18 protein-coding genes are annotated in these 22,329 nt (G+C 56.1%); 7 read left to right on the top strand and 11 right to left on the bottom strand.

The features are described 5' to 3' along the window. Positions 1 to 57 precede the first annotated feature (57 nt). Together RDO88_RS05710 and RDO88_RS05705 are read left to right on the top strand one after the other, a co-directional pair. The gene (locus tag RDO88_RS05710; protein ID WP_307758458.1) at positions 58 to 759 is read left to right on the top strand and encodes a 5'-methylthioadenosine/adenosylhomocysteine nucleosidase; all 702 of its coding nucleotides are present in this window, start codon (positions 58 to 60) and stop codon (positions 757 to 759) included. A gap of 33 nt (positions 760 to 792) precedes the next feature. After that, positions 793 to 1,281 carry an S-ribosylhomocysteine lyase gene (locus RDO88_RS05705; RefSeq protein ID WP_307758457.1) on the top strand — a complete coding sequence of 163 codons (489 nt, stop codon included), beginning with the start codon at positions 793 to 795 and terminating at the stop codon, positions 1,279 to 1,281. A 412-nt stretch (positions 1,282 to 1,693) separates the two neighbouring features. Here the strand turns inward: RDO88_RS05705 and RDO88_RS05700 are convergent, their stop codons facing one another. The 4 genes from RDO88_RS05700 to RDO88_RS05685 all read right to left on the bottom strand — a co-directional run bounded on the left by RDO88_RS05700 (position 1,694) and on the right by RDO88_RS05685 (position 6,936). Beyond that, positions 1,694 to 3,340: an AMP-binding protein gene (locus RDO88_RS05700; RefSeq protein ID WP_307758456.1), complete on the bottom strand. Its 1,647-nt coding sequence runs from the start codon at positions 3,338 to 3,340 to the stop codon at positions 1,694 to 1,696. Positions 3,341 to 3,354: 14 nt separating this feature from the next. Next, positions 3,355 to 5,514 (bottom strand): polysaccharide lyase family 8 super-sandwich domain-containing protein, encoded by a 2,160-nt coding sequence (locus RDO88_RS05695; protein ID WP_307758455.1) that lies wholly within the window; start codon positions 5,512 to 5,514, stop codon positions 3,355 to 3,357. A gap of 105 nt (positions 5,515 to 5,619) precedes the next feature. Then, on the bottom strand, positions 5,620 to 6,195 hold the full coding sequence (locus RDO88_RS05690; RefSeq protein ID WP_307758454.1) for a helix-turn-helix domain-containing protein: 576 nt from the start codon (positions 6,193 to 6,195) through the stop codon (positions 5,620 to 5,622). A gap of 138 nt (positions 6,196 to 6,333) precedes the next feature. After that, the gene (locus RDO88_RS05685) at positions 6,334 to 6,936 is read right to left on the bottom strand and encodes a phosphatase PAP2 family protein (protein ID WP_307758453.1); all 603 of its coding nucleotides are present in this window, start codon (positions 6,934 to 6,936) and stop codon (positions 6,334 to 6,336) included. Between the two features lie 411 nt (positions 6,937 to 7,347). On the opposite strand from RDO88_RS05685, the gene RDO88_RS05680 reads away from it, so the two are divergent. From RDO88_RS05680 to RDO88_RS05670, 3 genes are read left to right on the top strand one after another with little or no spacing between them, the layout of a single operon-like run. Further along, positions 7,348 to 8,037, top strand: coding sequence for a b558 family succinate dehydrogenase (Or fumarate reductase) cytochrome B subunit (locus tag RDO88_RS05680; RefSeq protein ID WP_021846984.1), 690 nt, complete (start codon positions 7,348 to 7,350; stop codon positions 8,035 to 8,037). A 54-nt stretch (positions 8,038 to 8,091) separates the two neighbouring features. Next, a complete protein-coding gene (locus RDO88_RS05675) occupies positions 8,092 to 10,038 on the top strand; it encodes a fumarate reductase/succinate dehydrogenase flavoprotein subunit (protein WP_307758452.1) in 1,947 nt (648 codons plus the stop codon). Between the two features lie 35 nt (positions 10,039 to 10,073). Further along, entirely contained in the window at positions 10,074 to 10,829 is a 756-nt protein-coding gene (locus RDO88_RS05670; RefSeq protein ID WP_307758451.1) for a succinate dehydrogenase/fumarate reductase iron-sulfur subunit, read from the top strand. A gap of 403 nt (positions 10,830 to 11,232) precedes the next feature. Here the strand turns inward: RDO88_RS05670 and dprA are convergent, their stop codons facing one another. The 3 genes from dprA to RDO88_RS05655 form a co-directional block, all read right to left on the bottom strand. Then, entirely contained in the window at positions 11,233 to 12,351 is a 1,119-nt protein-coding gene (gene dprA, locus RDO88_RS05665; RefSeq protein ID WP_307758450.1) for a DNA-processing protein DprA, read from the bottom strand. Positions 12,352 to 12,382: 31 nt separating this feature from the next. Continuing rightward, complete coding sequence (locus tag RDO88_RS05660) at positions 12,383 to 12,802, bottom strand: thioesterase family protein (protein WP_307758449.1); 420 nt, start codon at positions 12,800 to 12,802, stop codon at positions 12,383 to 12,385. 116 nt (positions 12,803 to 12,918) lie between these two features. Beyond that, positions 12,919 to 14,202 (bottom strand): U32 family peptidase, encoded by a 1,284-nt coding sequence (locus RDO88_RS05655; protein WP_307758448.1) that lies wholly within the window; start codon positions 14,200 to 14,202, stop codon positions 12,919 to 12,921. A 69-nt stretch (positions 14,203 to 14,271) separates the two neighbouring features. On the opposite strand from RDO88_RS05655, the gene dusB reads away from it, so the two are divergent. Beyond that, positions 14,272 to 15,258: a tRNA dihydrouridine synthase DusB gene (gene dusB, locus RDO88_RS05650; RefSeq protein WP_307758447.1), complete on the top strand. Its 987-nt coding sequence runs from the start codon at positions 14,272 to 14,274 to the stop codon at positions 15,256 to 15,258. A 236-nt stretch (positions 15,259 to 15,494) separates the two neighbouring features. On the opposite strand, the gene RDO88_RS05645 is transcribed toward dusB, so the two are convergent. The 3 genes from RDO88_RS05645 to RDO88_RS05635 are packed head-to-tail and all read right to left on the bottom strand — an operon-like array spanning position 15,495 to position 18,394. Further along, entirely contained in the window at positions 15,495 to 16,460 is a 966-nt protein-coding gene (locus tag RDO88_RS05645; protein ID WP_307758446.1) for a phosphatase PAP2 family protein, read from the bottom strand. Next, entirely contained in the window at positions 16,451 to 17,461 is a 1,011-nt protein-coding gene (locus tag RDO88_RS05640; RefSeq protein WP_307758445.1) for an NAD-dependent epimerase/dehydratase family protein, read from the bottom strand. Before RDO88_RS05640 ends, RDO88_RS05645 begins: the two co-directional genes overlap by 10 nt. Positions 17,462 to 17,467: 6 nt before the next feature. After that, positions 17,468 to 18,394 (bottom strand): cation diffusion facilitator family transporter, encoded by a 927-nt coding sequence (locus RDO88_RS05635; RefSeq protein WP_307758444.1) that lies wholly within the window; start codon positions 18,392 to 18,394, stop codon positions 17,468 to 17,470. Positions 18,395 to 18,574: 180 nt separating this feature from the next. Between RDO88_RS05635 and rnr the strand changes: the two genes are divergently transcribed. Further along, positions 18,575 to 20,731: a ribonuclease R gene (gene rnr / locus RDO88_RS05630; RefSeq protein WP_307758443.1), complete on the top strand. Its 2,157-nt coding sequence runs from the start codon at positions 18,575 to 18,577 to the stop codon at positions 20,729 to 20,731. A gap of 221 nt (positions 20,732 to 20,952) precedes the next feature. Here the strand turns inward: rnr and RDO88_RS05625 are convergent, their stop codons facing one another. Beyond that, complete coding sequence (locus tag RDO88_RS05625) at positions 20,953 to 22,308, bottom strand: zinc-dependent metalloproteinase lipoprotein (RefSeq protein ID WP_307758442.1); 1,356 nt, start codon at positions 22,306 to 22,308, stop codon at positions 20,953 to 20,955. Positions 22,309 to 22,329: the final 21 nt, after the last annotated feature.

The raw sequence follows: 22,329 nt of genomic DNA, 5'->3' as shown, positions 1-22,329 counted from the left end.
GCCCGTGTAATCCAAGGAAATGTCGTACATTTGCGGATATTTAAGCATTTGTCAGCAATGAAAATAGGCATCATCAGTGCAATGGACAGCGAGCACCGCCAGCTGGCGGGCCGCCTGTCGCAGAAAAAGGAGAGCGGCGAAGGCCGTTTCCGCTATGTGGAGGGCCTCCTGGGCCGCAACGACGTCGTGCTCACCCAGTGTGGCATCGGCAAGGTAAACGCGGCTGTGGGAGCCGCCGAACTCATCCGCCGCCACCGGCCGGACTGCATCGTCAGCACCGGTGTGGCAGGAGGCATCGACACGTGCCTGCGGGTGGGCGACGTGGTGGCCAGCGACCGCCTGGTCTATCACGACGTCTATTGCGGCAACGACGGCACCCGCTACGGCCAGGTGCAGGGCATGCCCCTCTACTACGAAGCTGCGCCCCGGCTGCTGCGCCACGCGCTGGAGCTGAACGACGGCGCCGGACTGGAGAGCCGCATTCACGGCGGACTCATCTGCACGGGCGACCGCTTTGTGGAAGACGCTGCCGAACTGGCCGCCATCAAGCGCCACTTCCCCGAGGGAATGGCCGTCGACATGGAGTCGGCCGCCATCGCCCAGACGTGCTTCGTCTACGGCGTGCCCTTCCTCAGCTTCCGCATCGTCAGCGACACGCCGGGAGCGCACGACGACAACTTCGCCCAGTACCGCGACTTTTGGGCCACCATGGCCGAACGGTCGTTCCGCACGACGTGGGCGTTCCTGGAAGGCCTGTAAAAGAAAGACTATTAACCATTCACGAAAAACGATATGAAGAAAATTCCCAGTTTTACCATCGACCACATCCGCCTGCTGCGCGGCATCTACGTGTCGCGCAAGGACGAGGTGAACGGTGAAGTGATCACCACCTTCGACATCCGCATGAAGGAACCCAACCGCGAGCCCGCCCTCGGACAGGGCGCGCTTCACACCATCGAGCACCTGGCCGCCACCTACCTGCGCAACGAGCCGCGGTGGCAGGACCGCATCATCTACTGGGGCCCCATGGGCTGCCTCACGGGCAACTACCTGCTGATGCGCGGCGACCTGCAGCCCGAAGACATCCTGCCGCTGATGCAGGACACCTTCCGCTTCGTGGCCCACTACGAAGGCGAAGTGCCCGGCGCCGCCCCGCAGGACTGCGGCAACTACCTGCTCCACGACCTGCCCATGGCCCGCTGGGAGTCGGCCAAATACCTGCACGAAGTGCTCGAGCAGATGACCGAAGCCAACATGCGCTACCCCGAGAAGGCGGAGTGATACAAACGTTCCTGCCGGCAATCATAATTTCGGGCACAGACAATGCAGTTTCCATGCAGGGTTACCCTGCCTTGGAAATTACATTATCTGTGCCCGTTCTTTAATGCGATGCAGAAAAACGAAAGTTTCTACAAGAACGAACCTTCCATTCTGCTTATTTGCCCTTTAAAGCTTCAAAATGGTTTCATGCTATGAAACCGGTAGTTTCATTCAATGAAACCAGTGGTTTCCTTTAATGAAACCGATGGTTTCAAAAAATGAAGCCGTCTTGAAACCAGTAGTTTCGTTGTCAAGACAACTTTTGAAACTTTTTCTGTACATCTGCTTTCAACAGAAAGGCGGCTGTCTCAAGATGAAAAGATACCGACACTCTTTTTATCAGACTTTTCTATCTTGAAACAGCCGCCTTCCGTCAGATAATCTCAATCCCCTGCTCCTTGCACAGCTGCAGCCCCAGGTCTTTCAGTTTGAACTTCTGTATCTTGCCGCTGCCCGTCATGGGGAATTCCTTGACGAAAAAGATGTATTTCGGAATCTTGTAACGCGAAATCTTGCCGATGCAGAAATCGCGCACGTCGCTCTCGTGCATGTCCACGCCTTCGTGCAGGATGATGAAGGCACCCACAGCCTCACCGTATTTCTTCGAGGGAATGCCGGCCACCTGCACGTCCTTCACGCCGGGCAGCTGGTAGAGGAATTCTTCGATTTCACGCGGATAGATGTTCTCGCCGCCGCGGATAATCATGTCCTTGATGCGGCCCGTGATGCGGTAATTGCCCTGTTCGTCCTTCACGCCCAGGTCGCCGGAGTGGAGGAAGCCGTCCTGGTCGATGACCTCGGCCGTAGCTTCAGGATTCTTGTAGTAACCTTTCATGGTGTTGTAGCCACGGTTGCACATCTCGCCCTGCACGCCGACGGGGCATTCCAGGCCCGTCTCGGGGTCGATGACACGCACTTCGGTGTGCTCGAAGTCGCGGCCCACGGTGGTGTAGCGCACCTCGGCGGGGTCGTCGATGCGGGTGTGCGTCATACCCGGAGAAGCCTCGGTCAGGCCGTAGACGCTGGTCACTTTCATGAACATCTTCTCTTCCACCTGCTTCATCAGCTCGATGGGGCAGAGCGAACCGGCCATGATACCGGTGCGGAGGCTGGACATATCGAACATGTCGAACATGGGATGGTTCAGTTCGGCAATGAACATGGTGGGCACACCGTAGAGAGCCGTGCAGCGTTCCTTATGGATGGAGGCCAGCACGACGAGCGGATCGAAACGCTCCACCATCACTTCCGTACAGCCATGGGTCAAGCAGTTCATCGTGGCCAGTACCACGCCGAAGCAGTGGAACAGAGGCACGCAGACGCAGAGTTTGTCGTCTTGCGTGAACTTCATGTGCTCACCGGTGAGGAAGCCGTTGTTGGCGATGTTGTAGTGGGTCAGCATGACGCCCTTGGGGAAGCCGGTAGTACCGCTGGTATACTGCATGTTCACCACGTCGTGGCAGGTGACCTGCGATTTCAGTTCGTTCAGGCGGCTGTCGTCCACATTGTCGCCCAACAGGAGGATTTCGGAGGTATTGTACATGCCGCGATGCTTCTCCTGCCCCACGTAGATGACATTCTTCATACGGGGAAAGCGTTCGCTCTTGAGGTGCCCGCGCTGGCAGGTTTTCAGTTCGGGCAGCATCTGGTAGGTCATCTGTACGAAGTCGCTGTCCTTCTCGCCGTTGACAATGCAGAGGGTGTGCATGTCGGAATTCTGGCAAAGATATTCCAGTTCAGCCTGCTTGTAGTTGGTGTTCACGGTGACATAGACGGCACCTATCTTGGCACAGGCATAGAGCAGGGTGAGCCAGTCGGGCACATTGGCGGCCCAGATGCCCACGTGCGTGCCGCGCTCCACACCGATGGCGATGAGTCCTTTGGCCATGTGGTCCACACGGCGGTTGAACTGGCTCCAGGTGAAGCGCAGGTTACGGTCGGAGTAGACGATGTACTCACGGTCGGGAGTTGTTTCGGCCCAGTGTTCCAACCACTGGCCTAGGGTGCGTTCGTATAACATAAGCGTTCTTTCCTTTATTCGTTGTTTGTATAATGGTAGGTATCTGTCAGTTTCAGGGTTTGGGTACCGATGGTCAGTTCAGCCTGCGCATGCTGCCGCGAGGGCGAGGTCCATAGGGCGGTGTAGCGGCCGCCGGCTCCCTTGGCTACTTTGTAGATGCCGGGGGTAGCGGTCTTCACGGCAGTACCGTCGGGCAGGGTCAGCATGGCTGGTTCGCTGGCAGCCACCCAGCACGTACCGTCGGCCAGCAGGACAGCCTGTACCGCACGGTCGTTGCGCAACACGCGGATGGCGTAAAGGTCGAAGGCTTCGGTCTGCCTGCGGTCGGCATCAGGCAGGATGACGTACTGGTAGGAAGCATTCTTCGGAGCCTTGCCATGGTTCAGGCAGAGCTGCACCACCTCGCCGCTGACATCTTCGCGCGGATACATCTGCATGATGTCGTACCACTGGCCCGTCCGCTGTTCTGTAGCAGCCGTCACCTGAAGGTTTTCTCCCCAGGCTATGTAACCCGTATGATGGTGGAAGTAGCGTACTTCCTGCTGATGGCTGCACTCCTCGCGCCCGTCCACTTCTCTCCAGTCACCGCAGGAATGCAGCACATAGAGCTTGTCGCGCCGATAGCATTGCTCGATGGCGGTTGTTACGGCCAAGGTACTGTCGGCCTCAATGCCCGCTCCCAGGCAAAGAACAAAGTCGTCGGTAAAGATCCACGCCTTGCGGGCACGCAGCCCGGCACGGTCGAGGTCCATGACCGTCATGCCCTGCCGTCCGTCCGAGAGGCCTCCCACAAAGTCGCTGTTGTTGCGAGGGCGGTTCCCTTTGACTATGGGCATGGGGGCATCGGTATCGAAAGCCGTCACACCCGGCAGCTTGCGCCAATCCCACAGAGGGAAGATGTCGAGGTATTCCTTTCCGTCCTGATAAATATAGGTGGCTCCGTCGGCCGAATAGAATCCCTTCATGTTGTCGCCGTTCAGCGTCTCGGTACCGATGACCTTGCGCGAAGCCATCTTCACCGTAGCCATCCACGTGGGGCGGCGGTGCACGGTGTAGTTGGAGCAGAAGAAGTGCTTGTGGCCCGTCAGTCCGTCCTTGGCGTCGGGCAAGAAGTTTTCGCGGCACAAGGCACGGGCCGTTTCGTTGCAGGCCTCGGACGTGCCGCCTCCCAGTTCGGTGGCGGCAAAGGCGGTAGCCAAGCCCTTGTGGGTCTGCCCCTCGCGGAAGAACTGTCTGCCCAGAGCACTGATGTCCATCTGACCCTTCCACAAGATCCAGCGGTAACCGTCGTCGGTGAGGCGGCGGAGGATTTCCAGCTGGCGGTCGTCGAAAGCCATGGACGTGCCGGCAAAGACACCCGAATAGAAGCTCATGCTGGCCAGAAAAGCCAACCCATAGTTGCCGAACTGCTGCTGCGTGCCGTGCTGGTGGAAGCTCCAGTCGGGCTGGATACCTTCGGCCTGCCCCGTCACGATTTCAGAAGCGATGGTGTCGCGTGCCTGGCGTGCCAGCTCCTTATCTTCCTGCAAAAGGGCGCGCACCAGTACGTTACCGGCCAGCCACACCTTGTTCTGCCCCGTCATGCCGAAGCGGGCATGCTCCATCACTTCGATGGCTCCCTGCCGTTCGTCGGCCGTGAGCTGGGATTCGAAAAGCAGGAAGGCGTTACCCAAGGTCTTGGGTACACCAATCTGATTGTACCACCAGTTGGGGCACACGGGCTTGGTCGTAAACCACCAGCGCAAAGCCTTGTGGATACAGGCCTCGACCTGCGCCGAGCGGTAGTAAGGGCTCTGAGGCGAGGCATATTGTTTGGCCAGCTCCAGGATGCGCTCGGTATGGACACGCGGCTCCCAGCCCGAACGCTTGCGGTCCTGGTAGTTGATGTCCGGCCAAGTGCCTTCGGCCGTCTGTTCGGACAGATATTTTTGAATGGATGCCTGGCGGGAAGGCTGGCGTTGGAAGAGCTCCACCACCATCTGGTCGGATGCCGACTCCTCGCGGGGCAGGTCTTTCAGGACGGCATTCAGCCGCTCCTGCCCGTTTCCGTCGGTTCCTATCAGTCGGATAAAGTTTTGCTTGACGCGTGCCAGCTCGGCATCTTGGGCAGAAACATGCCCGCACGCCACGGCCACAAGCAGCAGCGCGCCCGATACGAATTTATACAGATGCATTCTATGAATGGATAATGGAAAATGGATAATGGAAAATTGGAAAATGAAAAATGGGGCGTGAAGCTCTATTCTCAATTCTCAATTATCCATTATCCATTTTATCAATTAAACCGGTGTATAGATAACGGCCAGTATCTTGGCGGCCTGTCCCTGATAAGCGTGTACGTGATGGGGGACGATGGAGTCGTAGTAGATGCTGTCGCCCTCTTCGAGCAGGTACGTGTGCTTGCCGTAGCAGATTTCCATCGTGCCCTGCATCACCATGATGAACTCTTCGCCTTCGTGCGAGGAAAGCACGAACTCGTTGTCGTCCGTAGGAGCCACGTCGATGATGAAGGGTTCCATGTGGCGGTCGGCCTTCGACTTCGACAGGGAGTGGTACTCCATGTGCTTGCGGCTCTGGATGGCATTGTTCGAAAAGCTGATGCTGTCCGTAGCCTCGGCCTTGCGGCAGATGGCGGGACCCGTTTCGTCCTGGTCGTCGAGGAAGGTACCCAAACGTACGCCCAGCACGCGGGCTATCTTAATGAGCGGTGCCAATGAGGGCAGGTCGATGTTGTTTTCGATGCGCTCCACCTGCTCGATGGCCAGGCCCGAACGTTCGGCCAACTCTTCACGGCTGATATTCTTGCTTTCGCGGAGCGACTTGATTTTCTCTCCTACAATCTTGCTTGTGTCCATGGTTCGAATGTTTTTCGTTTTATTTGGTAATGATTCTGATGTTTAATGTTCGCAAATGTAAGACAAACTTTTACTTTTTGCAACGATTGGCAAGGAAAAGTCTGGGAAAAAGGACTTTTCTTCCGACAAGCCCTGCACTCAGTCGCCGAAGAGCCACTTGTTGAGCCAGCGGTTCACGTAGACATTGACCACGGCACAACCTGCGCCGATGACGGCTCCCGCCAGCACGTCCGACGGATAATGGACGCCCTCGTTCATGCGCGAAACACCCACCGAGCAGGCCCACAGGGCCGACGGGGCGATGACATACCACTTGGGGTAGGTGATGCTCAAGGAAGTGGCCAGGGCAAAGGCCGTCGCCGTATGTCCCGACGGGAAGGCAGGACTGCTCTCGCGACTATAGGCATGCACACGGTCGGGCCAACGGTCGTAGGGGCGCTGGCGGTCTACCAGATACTTCATGCCGTAGGTCACCACAAAGGCACCCGCCACGCTGGTACCCACGTACAGGGCATCCTTCAGCAGGTCTTTGTCGTGCTTGATCCAGCCCGCCACGGCCATGGCTACGGGCACCCCGATGGCTACGTAGGGTTCCGACTTCGATATTACCTTATTATAATTGCGGACGAACGTACCGTCCCACCCGTTCACCTTGTGCAGGAGGTCGATGTCCCAGTTCTGCGCCCGCAGGGCCGGAGCACACGCGAGGGCCATCAGCAGAGCCAAAAGCAGTCTCTTCATAACGCATTCACTTTGTTTCCACCGCCAAAGATAAGGCAAATCTGCCAAGTATGCACAAAAATCCTTATAAAACTGTCCGACCCTCTGCCCCCTCTGGACGGAAGGGCACGGAATGCGGGCTGCTCCGTCTGGGGAAAATCATTGCTTTCTTTGGCGGAAAACATTGCTTTTTCTGATGCAAAACATTGCTTCTTCCGAGGCAAAACATTGCTTCTTGTGACGGAGAACAACACCTGCCGTCCAGCACTTCCTGCGCGCCCTTCCTGCAACCCATATCCGCACAGATTACGGAAATATTTCTTTAATCCCTTGCTAAATCAATGTATTTCCTCTATTTTTGCAAGGAAATATCGTCCGCCAACAGTACAAGGATATATTTACAACTATTAAATAACTTAAATTCAATCATTTATGTGGTTAAGTAATTCATCTGTAGGAAGGAAAGTGGTGATGAGCGTTACCGGCATCGCCCTTGTCCTGTTTCTGACGTTTCACATGGCGATGAACCTTGTTGCGCTTGTCTCAGCCGAGGGCTACAACATGGTTTGTGAGTTCCTGGGAGCAAACTGGTACGCACTGGTGGCAACAGTCGGTCTGGCCGCCTTGTTTGTCATCCACATCATCTACGCTTTCTGGCTGACGATGCAGAACCGCAAGGCACGCGGTACGGAACGCTACGCCGTGACGGAGCGACGCAAGGAAGTGGAATGGGCATCACAGAACATGCTCGTTCTGGGTATCATCGTAATCGTAGGTCTGGGTCTGCACCTGGTGAACTTCTGGTCGAAGATGCAGCTGCCCGAACTGATGCACAACATGGGCATGCACGCCGACACGCTGACGCTGGCTTATGCCGCCAACGGCGTCTATCACATCGAGAACACGTTCGCCAACCCGGTGTTCGTCGTTCTGTACCTCATCTGGCTGGGCGCCCTGTGGTTCCACCTGACCCACGGTTTCTGGAGCTCCATGCAGACACTGGGCTGGAACAACAAGACTTGGATCAGCCGCTGGCAGTGCATCTCCAACATCTACTCTACCATCGTAGTGCTCTGCTTCGCCCTGGTAGTGGTTGTGTTCTTCATCAAATCGTTGATGTAAAAACGCGAAGCTTGCAAATTTGTAGATTGTAAATGACTAAATTGTAAATTCATTATGACCAAGATAGATTCAAGAATACCGGAAGGACCGGTAGCCGAGAAATGGACGAACTATAAAGCCCATCAGAAATTAGTAAACCCCGCCAACAAGCGTCGTCTGGACATCATCGTGGTTGGTACAGGTCTGGCCGGTGCCAGCGCTGCCGCCTCGCTGGGCGAAATGGGTTTCAAGGTATTCAACTTCTGCATTCAGGACTCTCCGCGCCGCGCACACTCCATCGCCGCTCAGGGTGGTATCAATGCAGCCAAGAACTATCAGAACGACGGTGACTCTGTATACCGTCTGTTCTACGATACTGTAAAGGGCGGTGACTACCGTGCCCGCGAAGCCAACGTTTACCGTCTGGCCGAGGTATCGAACAACATCATCGACCAGTGCGTGGCACAGGGCGTTCCCTTCGCCCGCGAATACGGCGGTACGCTGGCCAACCGTTCATTCGGTGGTGCACAGGTATCACGTACCTTCTATGCCAAAGGTCAGACAGGCCAGCAGCTGCTGCTGGGTGCCTATTCTGCACTGAGCCGCCAGGTAAATGCCGGTACTGTAAAACTCTATACCCGCTACGAAATGGAAGACGTCGTTATCATCGACGGTCGTGCCCGTGGTATCATCGCCAAGAATCTGGTAACAGGCAAGCTGGAGCGCTTCGCCGCTCACGCTGTAGTTATCGCCACCGGCGGTTACGGAAACACCTACTTCCTCTCGACCAACGCTATGGCCTGCAACTGCTCGGCTGCTATGGCCTGCTACCGTAAGGGTGCCTGGTTTGCCAACCCGGCTTACGTACAGATCCACCCGACTTGTATCCCCGTACACGGCGACAAGCAGTCCAAGCTGACTTTGATGTCCGAGTCTCTGCGTAACGACGGCCGTATCTGGGTTCCCAAGAAACTGGAAGATGCCAAGAAGCTGCAGGAAGGCACGCTGCAGGGCAAAGATATCCCCGAAGAAGACCGCGACTACTACTTGGAGCGCCGCTATCCGGCCTTCGGTAACCTCGTTCCGCGCGACGTTGCCAGCCGTGCCGCCAAGGAGCGTTGCGACAAGGGCTACGGCGTGAACAACACTGGTCTGGCCGTGTTCCTCGACTTCTCCGAAGCCATCAACCGTCTGGGTAAGGACGTTGTAGCACAGCGTTACGGTAACCTCTTCGACATGTACGAAGAAATCACCGACGTATCGCCCTACGAAAACCCGATGATGATCTATCCGGCCATCCACTACACCATGGGCGGTATCTGGGTAGACTACGAACTGATGACCTCTATCAAGGGTCTGTTCGCTATCGGCGAATGTAACTTCTCCGACCACGGTGCCAACCGTCTGGGTGCTTCCGCCCTGATGCAAGGTCTGGCCGACGGTTACTTCGTATTGCCTTACACCATCCAGAACTATCTGGCCGACCAAATCACCGTTCCCCGCTTCTCTACCGACCTGCCTGAGTTTGCAGAAGCCGAGAAGGCCGTTCAGGACAAGATTGACCACCTGATGAACATCAAGGGTAAGAAGTCCGTAGATTCCATCCACAAGGAACTGGGTCACATCATGTGGGAATACGTTGGTATGGGCCGTACAGCCGAAGGTTTGAAGACCGGTCTGGCCAAGCTGAAAGAAATCCGCAAGGAATTCGAGACCAACCTCTTCATCCCGGGCAGCAAGGAAGGCATGAACGTAGAGCTCGACAAGGCTATCCGCCTGAACGACTTCATCACCATGGGTGAGCTGATTGCCTACGACGCACTGAACCGCAACGAATCTTGCGGTGGCCACTTCCGCGAAGAATATCAGACTGAGGAAGGCGAGGCTAAGCGCGATGACGAAAACTACTTCTATGTAGCTTGCTGGGAATACCAGGGCAGCGACGACAAAGCTCCGGTATTGCTGAAAGAGCCGCTGGTTTATGAGGCAATCAAAGTTCAGACTCGTAACTACAAGAGCTAATTGGGGAATGTTGAACAATTAAAGAACTAAAGAAAATGGATAAAAATATATCATTTACACTGAAGATATGGCGCCAGGCAGGCCCGAAGGCCAAAGGTGCTTTTGAAACCTATCAGATGAAGGACATTCCCGGTGATACTTCTTTCCTGGAAATGCTTGACATCCTGAACGAACAGCTGATTTCTGAAGGCAAGGAACCGGTTGTATTCGACCACGACTGCCGCGAAGGTATCTGCGGTATGTGTTCACTCTACATCAACGGACATCCGCACGGCCCTGCACAGGGTGCAACTACCTGTCAGATCTATATGCGCCGCTTCAACGACGGTGATACCATCACTGTAGAACCCTGGCGTTCGGCCGGCTTCCCTGTCATCAAGGACTTGATGGTAGACCGTACGGCTTATGACAAGATTATGCAGGCAGGTGGTTACGTAAGCGTAAACACAGGTGCTCCGCAGGATGCCAACGCTATCCTTATCCCGAAGACTATCGCTGACGAAGCTATGGACGCTGCCAGCTGCATCGGTTGCGGTGCCTGTGTAGCTGCTTGTAAGAACGGTTCGGCCATGTTGTTCGTATCGGCCAAGGTAAGCCAGCTCAACCTGCTGCCCCAAGGCAAACCCGAAGCACTGCGCCGTGCCAAGGCTATGTTGGCCAAGATGGACGAACTGGGCTTCGGTAACTGTACCAACACCCGTGCCTGCGAGGCTGAATGTCCGAAGAATGTCTCCATCAGCAACATCGCCCGCCTGAACCGCGACTTCATCCGTGCCAAGCTGAAAGACTGATCAGACTCCTTTCTACATTTGATTAATATCAACACGAACTCCTCTGTCGGAAACTTCCGGCAGGGGAGTTCTTTTTATATCATAAGCATTAGGCCTCACATATTTCCAATAAAACGGCAAAGGGTAGCACTTCGTCACACCTTTAAACCGGCAATTTACAACTTGATATATATCAAGGTAAAGTTGCTTTGATTATTTATTTTGTGTGCGCAAACAGCAATCAATAGGATTTTTGTGTGCGCAAACAATAAATAATAGTGAAAGTAGTTTAAAATAGCAGCCGAAAAGGAAGAATGGTTTGGAGGATACGAAAAGAAGCTATACATTTGTGCAGTGATTTTTTTCATAGTATTAGATTTAAGGTTAACAAAGGTTGGGCTCGGCGGAGCCCTTTTTTATGCCCTTACCCCAACAGATGGTAAACTCCACCTACCAATGCCTTCACGACTCCCTTCATTTCAAGCTCGAAAAGGATTGCGCTCATGCGGTTTACAGGTATGTTGCATTCCACAACCAATGTATTGATGTGTAAATCGTCACGACTCAAGATACTGACCACACATTGTTCTTCTTCAGTCAGCTCGGGGAAAAGATTTCGTTGTACGGCTATTACCTTACCATTTTCACCAGCCTGCTCCCAACTCATAGCCCGTATAAAATCGGAAGCATCGTTGATAAGAGCTGCTTTGTTGTCGCGAATCAGCTGGTTACAACCCACAGAATAGGCATCACCCGTACGTCCGGGTACGGCAAAGCAGTCGCGGTGATAACCCTCAGCCAGTTCAGCCGTGATGAGTGAACCGCCTTTGGCTGCCGACTCCACCACAATGACGGCATCGCTCATACCAGCCACAATGCGGTTGCGGCTGACAAAGTTGTGACGGTCGGGATTGGTATCGGTCGGAAACTCCGTCAACAGACCTCCCTTGGCTAACATATCGACGGCTGTTTTCCGATGAACCGAAGGATAGATACGGTCCAGCCCGTGGGCCAGCACTCCTACAGTAGAAAGTCCATTGGCCAAGGCTTCCCTATGAGCATGCACATCAATGCCATAGGCCAGACCACTGACAACCAGCACATCGGGACACAAGGCAGAAAGGTCACGAAGAAAATCGGCACAGAACTGTTTCCCATAATCGGTAGCATGACGGGTACCTACCATACTGACTACCCGCAGGCGGTTCAAGTCGGTGTTTCCCTTGAAGAACAAGGCGACAGGGGCATCCTCACACTCACGCAGACGTGAGGGATAACGTTCGTCAGCCAAGGTCAGACAGTCCACACGGTTCTTCTCGGCCCACTCCAGTTCTTTCTCAGCCCGGAGGAAGGCAGAAGGGTTATCGAGTGCGGCTACGACAGAAGCATGGATGATACCCGGATAACGTTCAGGCAGCTCCGTGCGGAGACGGAACACCTCGGTCGCACTGCCCACGGTATCCACCAGCCGCTTGGCACCAATATGTCCGATACCCGCACAAAGGGTCAGGGCGATACTGCAAATTCGTTCGTCGGTATTCATGGTTTTCAGATTTAAGCGTGAAAAGGAAGGTTCAATCAACCACAGGCGTCAAATAGGGTGCGAAGACATGGTCGAACAACTCGCTCTCGCTCAATCTGCCATTTACCACGCAGACTGCCTCGACCACGCCTTTCAATGACACCTTGCCGTCGCTCTTACGGAAGATGTCCTGATAGAAGACGTACTTGATGCCTTCTTTCTTCATATAGAGCTTCGAAACGAACTCATCACCGCTCTTCAGAGGTGTCTTGAAGGCCATGCTGATGCGAGCCACCACGGGGTCAACGCCCTGCTCGTGAAGGGCGGCAAAGCTGATGCCCACGGAAGTGAGAAACTCGTGGCGCGTATGCTCCAAGTAATGCTGGTAGTTGGCGTTGTTCACAATACCCTGCAGGTCGCATTCGTAGTCGCGCACCTTCATTTCCAGCTCGTAGATGTATTTTTCTGCCATAGTCTATTGTTTTAAGTTCACCACAGATTACACGGATTGACACAGATTGTTATTAGTTCTGTGTTAATCTGTGTAATCTGTGGTGTCTATTTATATTCTCCTCTGTGGTGAACCTATTATCCTCGCTGATGTTCCACATCCAGTCCCTTGAAGCGTTTCAGTTCCTCGAGGCTGACCAGCTTGTAGAGCTTGTCGCTGGGGCGTATCTTGACGGACTTCATGGAGAAGTGTTCGCCTTTGTGGACGGTCTGGACGGGCTTCAGGTCAACGCGCGCCTCCTCCAGCGTGACATACTCGGCGCCGGTCGTGGGACCGGTGATGAGCAGCTTGTCGCCCACATTGACTTCGGCCGCCTCCACGAGGAACTCGGCCACGCCGATGTTGGAGAAGTAGCGGATACCCTTGCCCACGTATATCTTGCGCTCCGTGGCCGCCGAACCGTAGTTCTTCGTCCATTCGCCCAGACGCTGGCCCAGGTAGTAGCCGTCCCAGAAGCCGCGGTTGAAGACCGTGGCCAAGCGGCGGTTCCACTCTTCTATCTTCTCGTCCGTGAACGTATTGTCCAGGTAGGCTCGGATGGCTTCCTTGTAGCACTCCACCACGGTGCGCACATACTCGGGGCCGCGCGCACGGCCTTCTATCTTGAACACCCGCACGCCCGCATCCATCATCTTGTTCATGAAGTGGATGGTCTTCAGGTCCTTGGGCGACATGATGTACTGGTTGTCAATCTCCAGCTCGGCGTCGGTCTCCTTGTCGCGCACGATGTAGGAGCGGCGGCACACCTGCATGCAGGCACCACGGTTGGCCGAGTTGTTCATCTGGTGGAGCGACAGGTAGCACTTGCCGCTGACGGCCATGCACAGGGCGCCGTGACAGAACATCTCGATGCGGATGCGCTGGCCCGACGGGCCGCAGATATTCTCTTCGCAGATGTGGCGGTAGATTTCGGCCACCTGGTCCAAGTTGAGTTCACGCGCCAGCACCACCACGTCGGCAAACTGGGCGTAGAAGCGCAGGGCTTCCACGTTGCTGATATTGAGCTGCGTGCTGAGGTGTACCTCCTGCCCTATCTCGCGGGCATAGGTCATCACGGCCACGTCGGCCGCGATGATGGCCGAGATGCCGGCATCCTTGGCGGCACGCACGATGGTACGCATCAGGGGGATGTCCTGGTCGTAGATGATGGTATTCACGGTGAGGTAGCTCTTCATGCCGTGCTCGTCGCACGTGCGGGCTATCTCGCGCAGGTCGTCGATGGTGAACGTATTGGCCGAACGGGCACGCATGTTCAGGTTCTCGATGCCGAAGTAGATAGAATCCGCTCCGGCCTGTATGGCGGCGGCCAGCGACTCGCGCGAGCCGACGGGGGCCATTATCTCAAAGTCTTTCAGTTCCATGTCTTTTTATCAGTTATGTGGCAAAGGTAGATATTTTTCCGTACTTTTGCAGCCTAAACGCAACAGAATATGAAAATAGCCAACATAAACCTGGGTCCGCGCCCCGTACTCCTCGCCCCGATGGAGGACGTCACCGACCCCGCCTTCCGCCTGATGTGCAAGCGCTTCGGCGCCGACATGGTATATACCGAGTTCGTTTCGGCCGACGCCCTGATACGTTCCGTCAGCAAGACGGAGCAGAAGCTCAACATCAGCGACGAAGAACGCCCCGTAGCCATCCAGATATACGGACGCGACACGGCCACGATGGTCGAAGCCGCCAAGATTGTGGAACAGGCACGCCCTGACATCCTCGACATCAACTTCGGCTGCCCCGTGAAGCGCGTGGCGGGCAAGGGAGCCGGAGCGGGCATGCTCCAGAACATCCCGCTGATGCTGGAGATCACCCGCGCCGTGGTCGATGCGGTGAAGATACCCGTTACCGTGAAGACCCGCCTCGGCTGGGATGCCGAGCACAAGATTATCGTCACCCTGGCCGAACAGTTGCAGGACTGCGGCATCAGCGCCCTGACCATCCACGGCCGTACCCGCGCACAGATGTACACGGGCGAAGCCGACTGGACCCTCATCGGCGAGGTGAAGAAGAATCCGCGCATACACATCCCCATCATCGGCAACGGCGACGTCACCACCCCGCAACGTGCCCTCGAGTGCTTCGAGCGCTACGGCGTGGACGCCATCATGATAGGCCGTGCCAGCTTCGGACGGCCGTGGATATTCAAGGAAGTGAAGCATTACCTGGAGACGGGCGAAGAGCTTCCCCCGCTCACCCCCGAATGGTGCATGGACGTGCTCCGCCAGGAGGTGGAAGACAGTGTCAACCTGCTGGACGAACGCCGCGGTATCCTCCACGTGCGCCGCCACCTGGCCGCCAGCCCCCTGTTCAAGGGTCTGCCCAACTTCCGCGACACGCGCATCGCCATGCTCCGCGCCGAGACGAAGGAGGAATTGTTCCGCATCTTCGACGCCATCCTCCCACGGCTGAAGGAGCGGTGACACCCGCCCTCCTCCGGCGATTACTCTTCCCCACCGCACCTGTCAGCACTCCCTCTCCCGCCTATGTGCGTGTCTTTATTCCGGGCGAAATTGGCAACTATTTCGCCCGAAATAGAAAATTATGTCGGGCGAAATAATTTTCTATCCCGCCCGACATAAAGGCTCGCACAGCCTCTGAAGACACACTCCCTTCAAAGGCGGAGGGGAAATCTCTCCACCCCGAGGGAAGCATACAGTCAGCGGAACATGGGCTGCGCAAACCAGCGCTTGAACATCCAGGTGGTGAGCACGTACAAGCCGAAAGCCGTGATGAAGCCCGCTACGGCATCGATGAGGTAGTGCGCCTGGATGTAGACCGTGGCACAGCAGAGCAGTACATAGAAGGGCATCAGGCAGGCAAAAAGCCAGCGGCTGCCACGCCAGGCCATAATCATCAGGATGGTCGACACACCGACATGCGACGAAGGGAAGGCGGCCGTGGGACGCTCACCCACCTGCTGCGAACTCTCCACCAGATTATAGAAGAAACCATGCTCGTAGCCCGGCCCCGGCAACAGTTCCTGATTGTGGTTGAAGTAATCGCCGATGGAGGGAAAGACACCGTTCAGGACATTCTCCATGCCGATGGCCGGAAAGTAGAACTGAGGCCCTGCCACAGGCACAAAGATGTAGATGAAATAGTAAAGGAAGAAAGAGGAGATGATGACAAAAGACACCTTCTCCAGCAGGTCGAAACGGCGGATGAAGTACCACAGCACGATGACCAGCATCATGGGATAGTAGAAGAAGTAACCCATGTTGAGCGGCTCGCTCACCCAGATATAGGGCAGGCGTTCGGCAAACCAGATGGCGGGCTGCCCGCCGAAGAGCCACTGCTCGGCCGAAGCGAACACATGGTCCAGATTGGGGAAGAGGCGGTTGAACTCGTACGTGTCGGGATACCAGTAGGACAAGAGCGACATCTGTATCGTGACACGCACAAAGGCAGAAAACTTGCAGGGCGCCAGGCGGTAGAGATACATCAGCAGGAAGGTCACGGCAGCTATCAGTGCACGGTCGCCCAGCATCCGCAGGGGATGGTCCATCCGCTGATACAGGAACAGTATCAGTATCGACGTGAGCAGGTTGTAGATGAGCGACACCTTCTCTATTGCAAACAGCCCCTTGCGGGTATCCACCATCTTGAATATATCTAAAGCCATCCTTCTTTCTTGTACCAGGCAATGGTCTCCTTCACGCCGCGCTCCAGGTCGTATTCGGGCCGGTAGCCCAGCTCACGGACGGCGGGCGTGATGTCACACTGCCAGTTGCGTTGTTTCATTATATTATACTTGTCGCGGTTGAGCGTGCTCGTCGTCTTGCGCAGGGCAGCCCACCGTTCGGCCAGCAAAGATACGACTTTTAATAGAAACAGCGGGCATTTGATGCGAACAATCAGCGGATTGCCCAGTTCGCGGCGTATCAGGTCGGAGAACGTACGGCTGGCATACACCTGCCCGTCGGACAGGAAGTAGGCACGCCCCGTCACACCCCGCTCAATGCCGCGGAACACGGCCTGCACCACGTCCTTCACATAGACAAACGTCAGGTCCTGGCGCCGGTAGCCCACCGACATATCCACATGCCGCTTGATAGATTCGGCCATCAGGAAATAGTCGCGTTCGCGGGGGCCGTAAACACCCGTGGGGCGGTAAATGACGCAGGGGAAACCGTCCATGGCCAGTAAGACCTGCTCCGCCTTCAGCTTGCTCCGACCGTAGGCCGTGTTGGGTTGGGGCGTGTCGGTTTCGCGGATGGGTTCGTAAGTATCCTCGTGAACAGGGCCGAAGACACTCAGCGTGCTGATGAAAGCAAACTGGCGGGGCGTCATGTCGAGGCTCCGGAGGGCATTGGCCAGGGCACAGGTCTGCCCACAGTTCACGCGGTCGAAGTCGGCAGGGTCGATGCACTTCGTCACACCCGCGCAATGCACCACGTAGTCGAAGGCCCCATGCGCTTCGCGATGGGCCTTGAGCTGTTCGTACAGGCAGTCGGTGTGGGCAAAGTCCAGCTCCAGAAAGTGCAGGCCGGGCTCTTGCAGGTACTTGCGACTGCTCGACGCGCGGACACCTGCCCACGTCTCGAAGCCGCGGCGCAGGGCCTCTTCTACCAGAAAACTGCCGATGAAGCCGCTGGCGCCCGTTATCAGGATACTCTGTTTCATGCTCTGTTATTTTACAGGTTCTACATGTATATTAATGTAAGTCCGGTTGCCGAACTCGCTCTTCAGGCGGTTCTCGATAGCCGTGGCGGTATGATGGGCCTCCTCCAGCGTTATCTGCCCGTCCATGCGGATGTGCACCTCGATGGCGTAACTGCTGCCTATCCGCCGCGTGCGCAGGTGGTGAGGCGAAGTAACGCCGGGGAAAGAAAGGATTTCCTGCTTGATTTTCTCCTCGACCTCGGCGGGGAGCGACTTCTCCAACAGCTCTTCGACACAGGGCACCAGCAGCTGGATGGCCACCTTCATGATGAACAGACTCACCACCACGGCCGCCAGCGGGTCCAGTATGAGCCACCGCTCGCCCAGCAGGATGGCACCGCCGATGCCGACAGCCGTACCGATGGACGAGAGCGCGTCGCTCCGATGATGCCATGCATTGGCCACCACGGCCTGCGAATTCAGCCGGCGGCCTTTCAGCACGGTATATTGGTAGAGCAGCTCCTTGAAGAGGATGGATACCAGTGCTGCCCACAAGGCCAGCATGCCCGGTTCTTTCAGTTCGCCTCCCTGCCAGAAGTCCCAGATGGACGTGGCCCCGTTCCACAGGATGCCGAAGCCCACGAACAGCAGTATCAGGCCGATGATGGCCGTAGCCAGCGTCTCGTACTTGCCGTGACCGTAATCGTGTCCCTCGTCCTCGGGCTTCGACGAAATGCGCACAAAGACAATGACGATGATGTCCGTCACGAAGTCGGACAACGAATGGACGGCATCGGCCAGCATAGCAGCACTATGCCCCAGGATGCCCGCCACAAACTTGAACACGAGCAGCAGCAGATTGACCACGCTGCCCACAAGGGTCACCCGATAGATGCCGGCCTCGCGGGCCGCCTCTTCGGACTTCTCTGTCTGATTCAATACTTGCGATTTCATATACATCTTCCATTACAAAACGGAAAGGCAAAGATACGACAAATCTGTTATCCCTCTCCTTTTGGCCTGCAAATTCTGCACAAAGACAAGAATTTAGAGACAGTCTGAACTACCGAATGCAAAAGTTTGTTATCTTTGCAAGGGTTCATCCCGCCAAACCTGATAAAACAACCTACCATTATGGGAAAGAAAAAAGAAAAGAAAGAAAAGAAGGCCGGCAAACGCATGACCAAAAAGGAACTCGTAAAGGCTCTGCTCGACTTCTTCCACCAGAAACAGGGCGAAGTGCTGCCCTTGAAGTACATCTTCGACCAGCTTCACCTGACCACCCATCCGCTGAAAATGCTCTGCATGGACGTGCTCCACGAACTGCAGGACGACGACTACATCAATGAAACGGAAAAGAACAAATACAAGCTCAACCTCCACGGTGTGGAGATGACGGGTATCTTCCAGCGCAAGAGCAACGGCAAGAACTCCTTCATCCCCGACGGCGGAGGCGACCCCATCTTCATTGCCGAACGCAACTCGGCCCACGCCATGGCCGGCGACCGCGTGAAGATAGCCTTCTATGCCAAACGTCGCGGACGCAGTGCCGAGGGTGAGGTCATCGAGATACTGGAGCGGGCCAACGACACCTTCGTGGGCACGCTCGAAGTGACCAAGTCGTATGCCTTCCTCGTCACCGAAAACCGCACGCTGGCCAACGACATCTTCATCCCCAAAGACAAACTGAAAGGCGGCAAGAGCGGCGACAAGGCCGTAGTGAAGGTTATCGAATGGCCCGACAAGGCCAAGAACCCCATCGGGCAGGTTATCGACATCCTGGGCCGTGCGGGTGACAACACCACCGAGATGCACGCTATCCTGGCCGAATACGGCCTGCCCTACAGCTATCCGATAGCCGTGGAGAAGGCCGCCGAACGCATCCCCGACGAGATTCCCGCCGAAGAGATAGCCCGCCGCGAGGACTTCCGCTCCGTCACGACCTTCACCATCGACCCCAAGGACGCCAAGGACTTCGACGACGCCCTCTCCATCCGCCGCCTGAAGGACGGCTTGTGGGAAGTGGGCGTACACATTGCCGACGTGACCCACTACGTCAAGGAAGGCGGCCTCATCGACAAGGAAGCCGAGAAGCGCGCCACGTCGGTCTACCTCGTGGACCGCACCATCCCGATGCTGCCCGAACGCCTGTGTAACTACATCTGCTCCCTCCGCCCCGACGAGGAGAAACTGGCTTACTCCGTCGTCTTCCAGATGAACGACAAGGCCGAGGTGAAGGATGCCCGCGTGGTGCACACCGTCATCAAGAGCGACCGCCGCTTCACCTACGAGGAAGCCCAGCAGATTATCGAAACGGGTGAAGGCGACTACAAGGAAGAAGTGCTCCAGCTGGACCGCCTGGCCAAGCAGCTGCGCGAACGCCGCTTCGCCGCCGGAGCCATCAACTTCGACCGCTACGAGGTGAAGTTCGAGATAGACGAGAAGGGCAAACCCGTCAGCGTCTACTTCAAGGTGTCGAAGGATGCCAACAAACTGGTCGAGGAATTCATGCTGCTGGCCAACCGCACCGTGGCCGAGAAGATAGGCCGCGTGCCCAAGGGCAAGAAGGCCAAGGTGTTCCCCTACCGCATCCACGACCTGCCCGACCCCGAAAAGCTCGACACGCTGGCCCAGTTCATTGCCCGCTTCGGCTACAAGCTGCGCACCACGGGCACGAAGACCGACGTATCCAAATCCATCAACCACCTGCTGGACGACATACAGGGCAAAAAGGAGGAGAACCTCATCGAGACCGTCTCCATCCGCGCCATGCAGAAGGCACGCTACTCCGTGCACAACATCGGGCACTATGGCCTGGCCTTCGACTACTACACGCACTTCACCTCGCCCATCCGCCGCTACCCCGACATGATGGTGCACCGCCTGCTCACGAAGTACCTCGACGAGCACGGCCGCACGGTCAGCGAGAAGAAGTACGAAGCCCTGTGCGAACACTCCAGCGCCATGGAGCAGCTGGCCGCCAGCGCCGAGCGCTCCAGCGTGAAGTATAAGCAGGTAGAATTCATGACCGAACGCCTCGGTCAGGTCTATGACGGCGTCATCTCAGGCGTCACCGAATGGGGCCTCTACGTGGAGCTGAACGAAAACAAGTGCGAAGGCATGATACCCATCCGCGACCTCGATGACGACTACTACGAGTTCGACGAGAAGAACTACTGCCTGCGCGGCCGCCGCAAAAACCGCACCTACAGCCTGGGCGACCCCATCACCATCCGCGTGGCCCGCGCCAATCTGGAGAAGAAACAGCTGGACTTTGCCCTCGAAGAATAAGGAGATACCGCCGGCCCAAGGCAGGTGGAGCTGTATCCCCTATAAGGAAACGGTCGTTACCATTGAAGGGAACGACCGTTACCATTTAAAGGGAACGCCTGTTTCCTTTAAGGGGAACGGGCGTTTCCTAGTATAAGAAACAGGCGTTTCCTGCGCGGGGAACTGAAGTTCCGCCGTAGGAAACGCCTGCTTTGTCTGTATTCCTCAAATCGGCTGACCGATTAGTGTTTCAGCATCAGGCCGCGCGGACCGCAGTCGGATACGGAGAACGGCAGGTCCATCGGACCGTCGGACACGGCTTTTGTGCTCAGGTAGGCGCGTGTCTGCTTCGGACCCGGAATCATGGGGCTGTAGTCCAGCACGTGGCGAACGCGCAGACGCTGGTCGGCCGTAAACTCATCCAGGTAACTGTAGGCATAGTCCATGATGTTGTGTGAAGTGAACTCTTCGCCGGTACGGCAGTTCGTACGCTTGAAGAGGCTCTCCCAGTCGAAGCTGGCGGCATAGCCTTCCTCGCCCATCTGCTGGTAGATGCCTTGTACAAACATGGTGTAGTCCTGATAGTTGTAGCTCGGCGTGTCTCCGCAGAAGTCTGTATCCAGGCATCCTACGTTTGCCTCGGAGAAGGCGTGGCGCAGGCCGAAGTAGTGTCCCAGCTCGTGAGCCAGCGTGATGCCGTCGTCTACCTGCTTCGTGATGATTTCCTTATAGCTTTCAGGAGCATAGGGAGTCAGAGCATCGTCCACATTGCCAACGAAAGAGCTGTTGATGGACACGCCGCGCACGTAGGTAAGGTTGGCCAGCGAGATGTTCATGTCGGGAAGCACATCGGTTCCGTCCATCGGATGCGAAGCCGTCGTATAAGGGAAAGTAGAGATACCCAAGATGTTGTTGGCCGTAAAGCGGTATATCAGCACGTTGACGTAGTCGTTAGGCTCCCACAGGAAGTGCACATACTTGCGTGTATTGTCTTCCATCACGTCGGCCGGATCGAGTTCGGCAGTCAGCCACTTCACACGGTCGATGCCCGGCTCCTTCAGCAGGTTGCCCTGAGGGTCGGTTTCAGCCAGAACGAATTCCATGTTCAGGTCTACCGTATTGGTACCGCCAGCATTGCGGTACATCTGGTTCACATCGTCGAGCATTGCGTAGATGGTCGATGCCGGAATGTTCTGGGTTGAGTCTTTCTCGTCGGCATAGATAACGTGGAAGACGATGGGAATGCGGTATTTCAGTTCCTTTCCTTCTTCCAGTCCCTGCTGGCTGATGGTGATGACATAGTCAACACCCAGCGAGCTGACGGTCACCTGGCCCGTACGAGCCTCTCCCAGGTTGCCTTCAACGTCCACGACCAGCGTGTGGCTCAACACGCCCTCTTCCTTCGACACCTTGCACCAGTCGTTGTCGCTGGTGGCAGTCCATTCGTTAGCGGTCGAAATCTCGATCTTGCAGACACCTCCTTCGCTGGCGATTTCCTTGAATTCGGTCTGCGAAAGTACCAATGCGGGGTCGTCATCGCTACACCCGGCCATGAGCAGGCAGAAGAATGACAACAGATATATCAGTTTAAGTTTCATGTTTTCTTGTTTAAATGGTTG

The sequence above is a fragment of the uncultured Mediterranea sp. genome (assembly GCF_902493215.1).
Classification (GTDB): domain Bacteria; phylum Bacteroidota; class Bacteroidia; order Bacteroidales; family Bacteroidaceae; genus Bacteroides.
The sequence above is the reverse complement of the archived record's forward strand: the minus strand, read 5'-3'. Positions and strand labels throughout refer to the sequence as shown.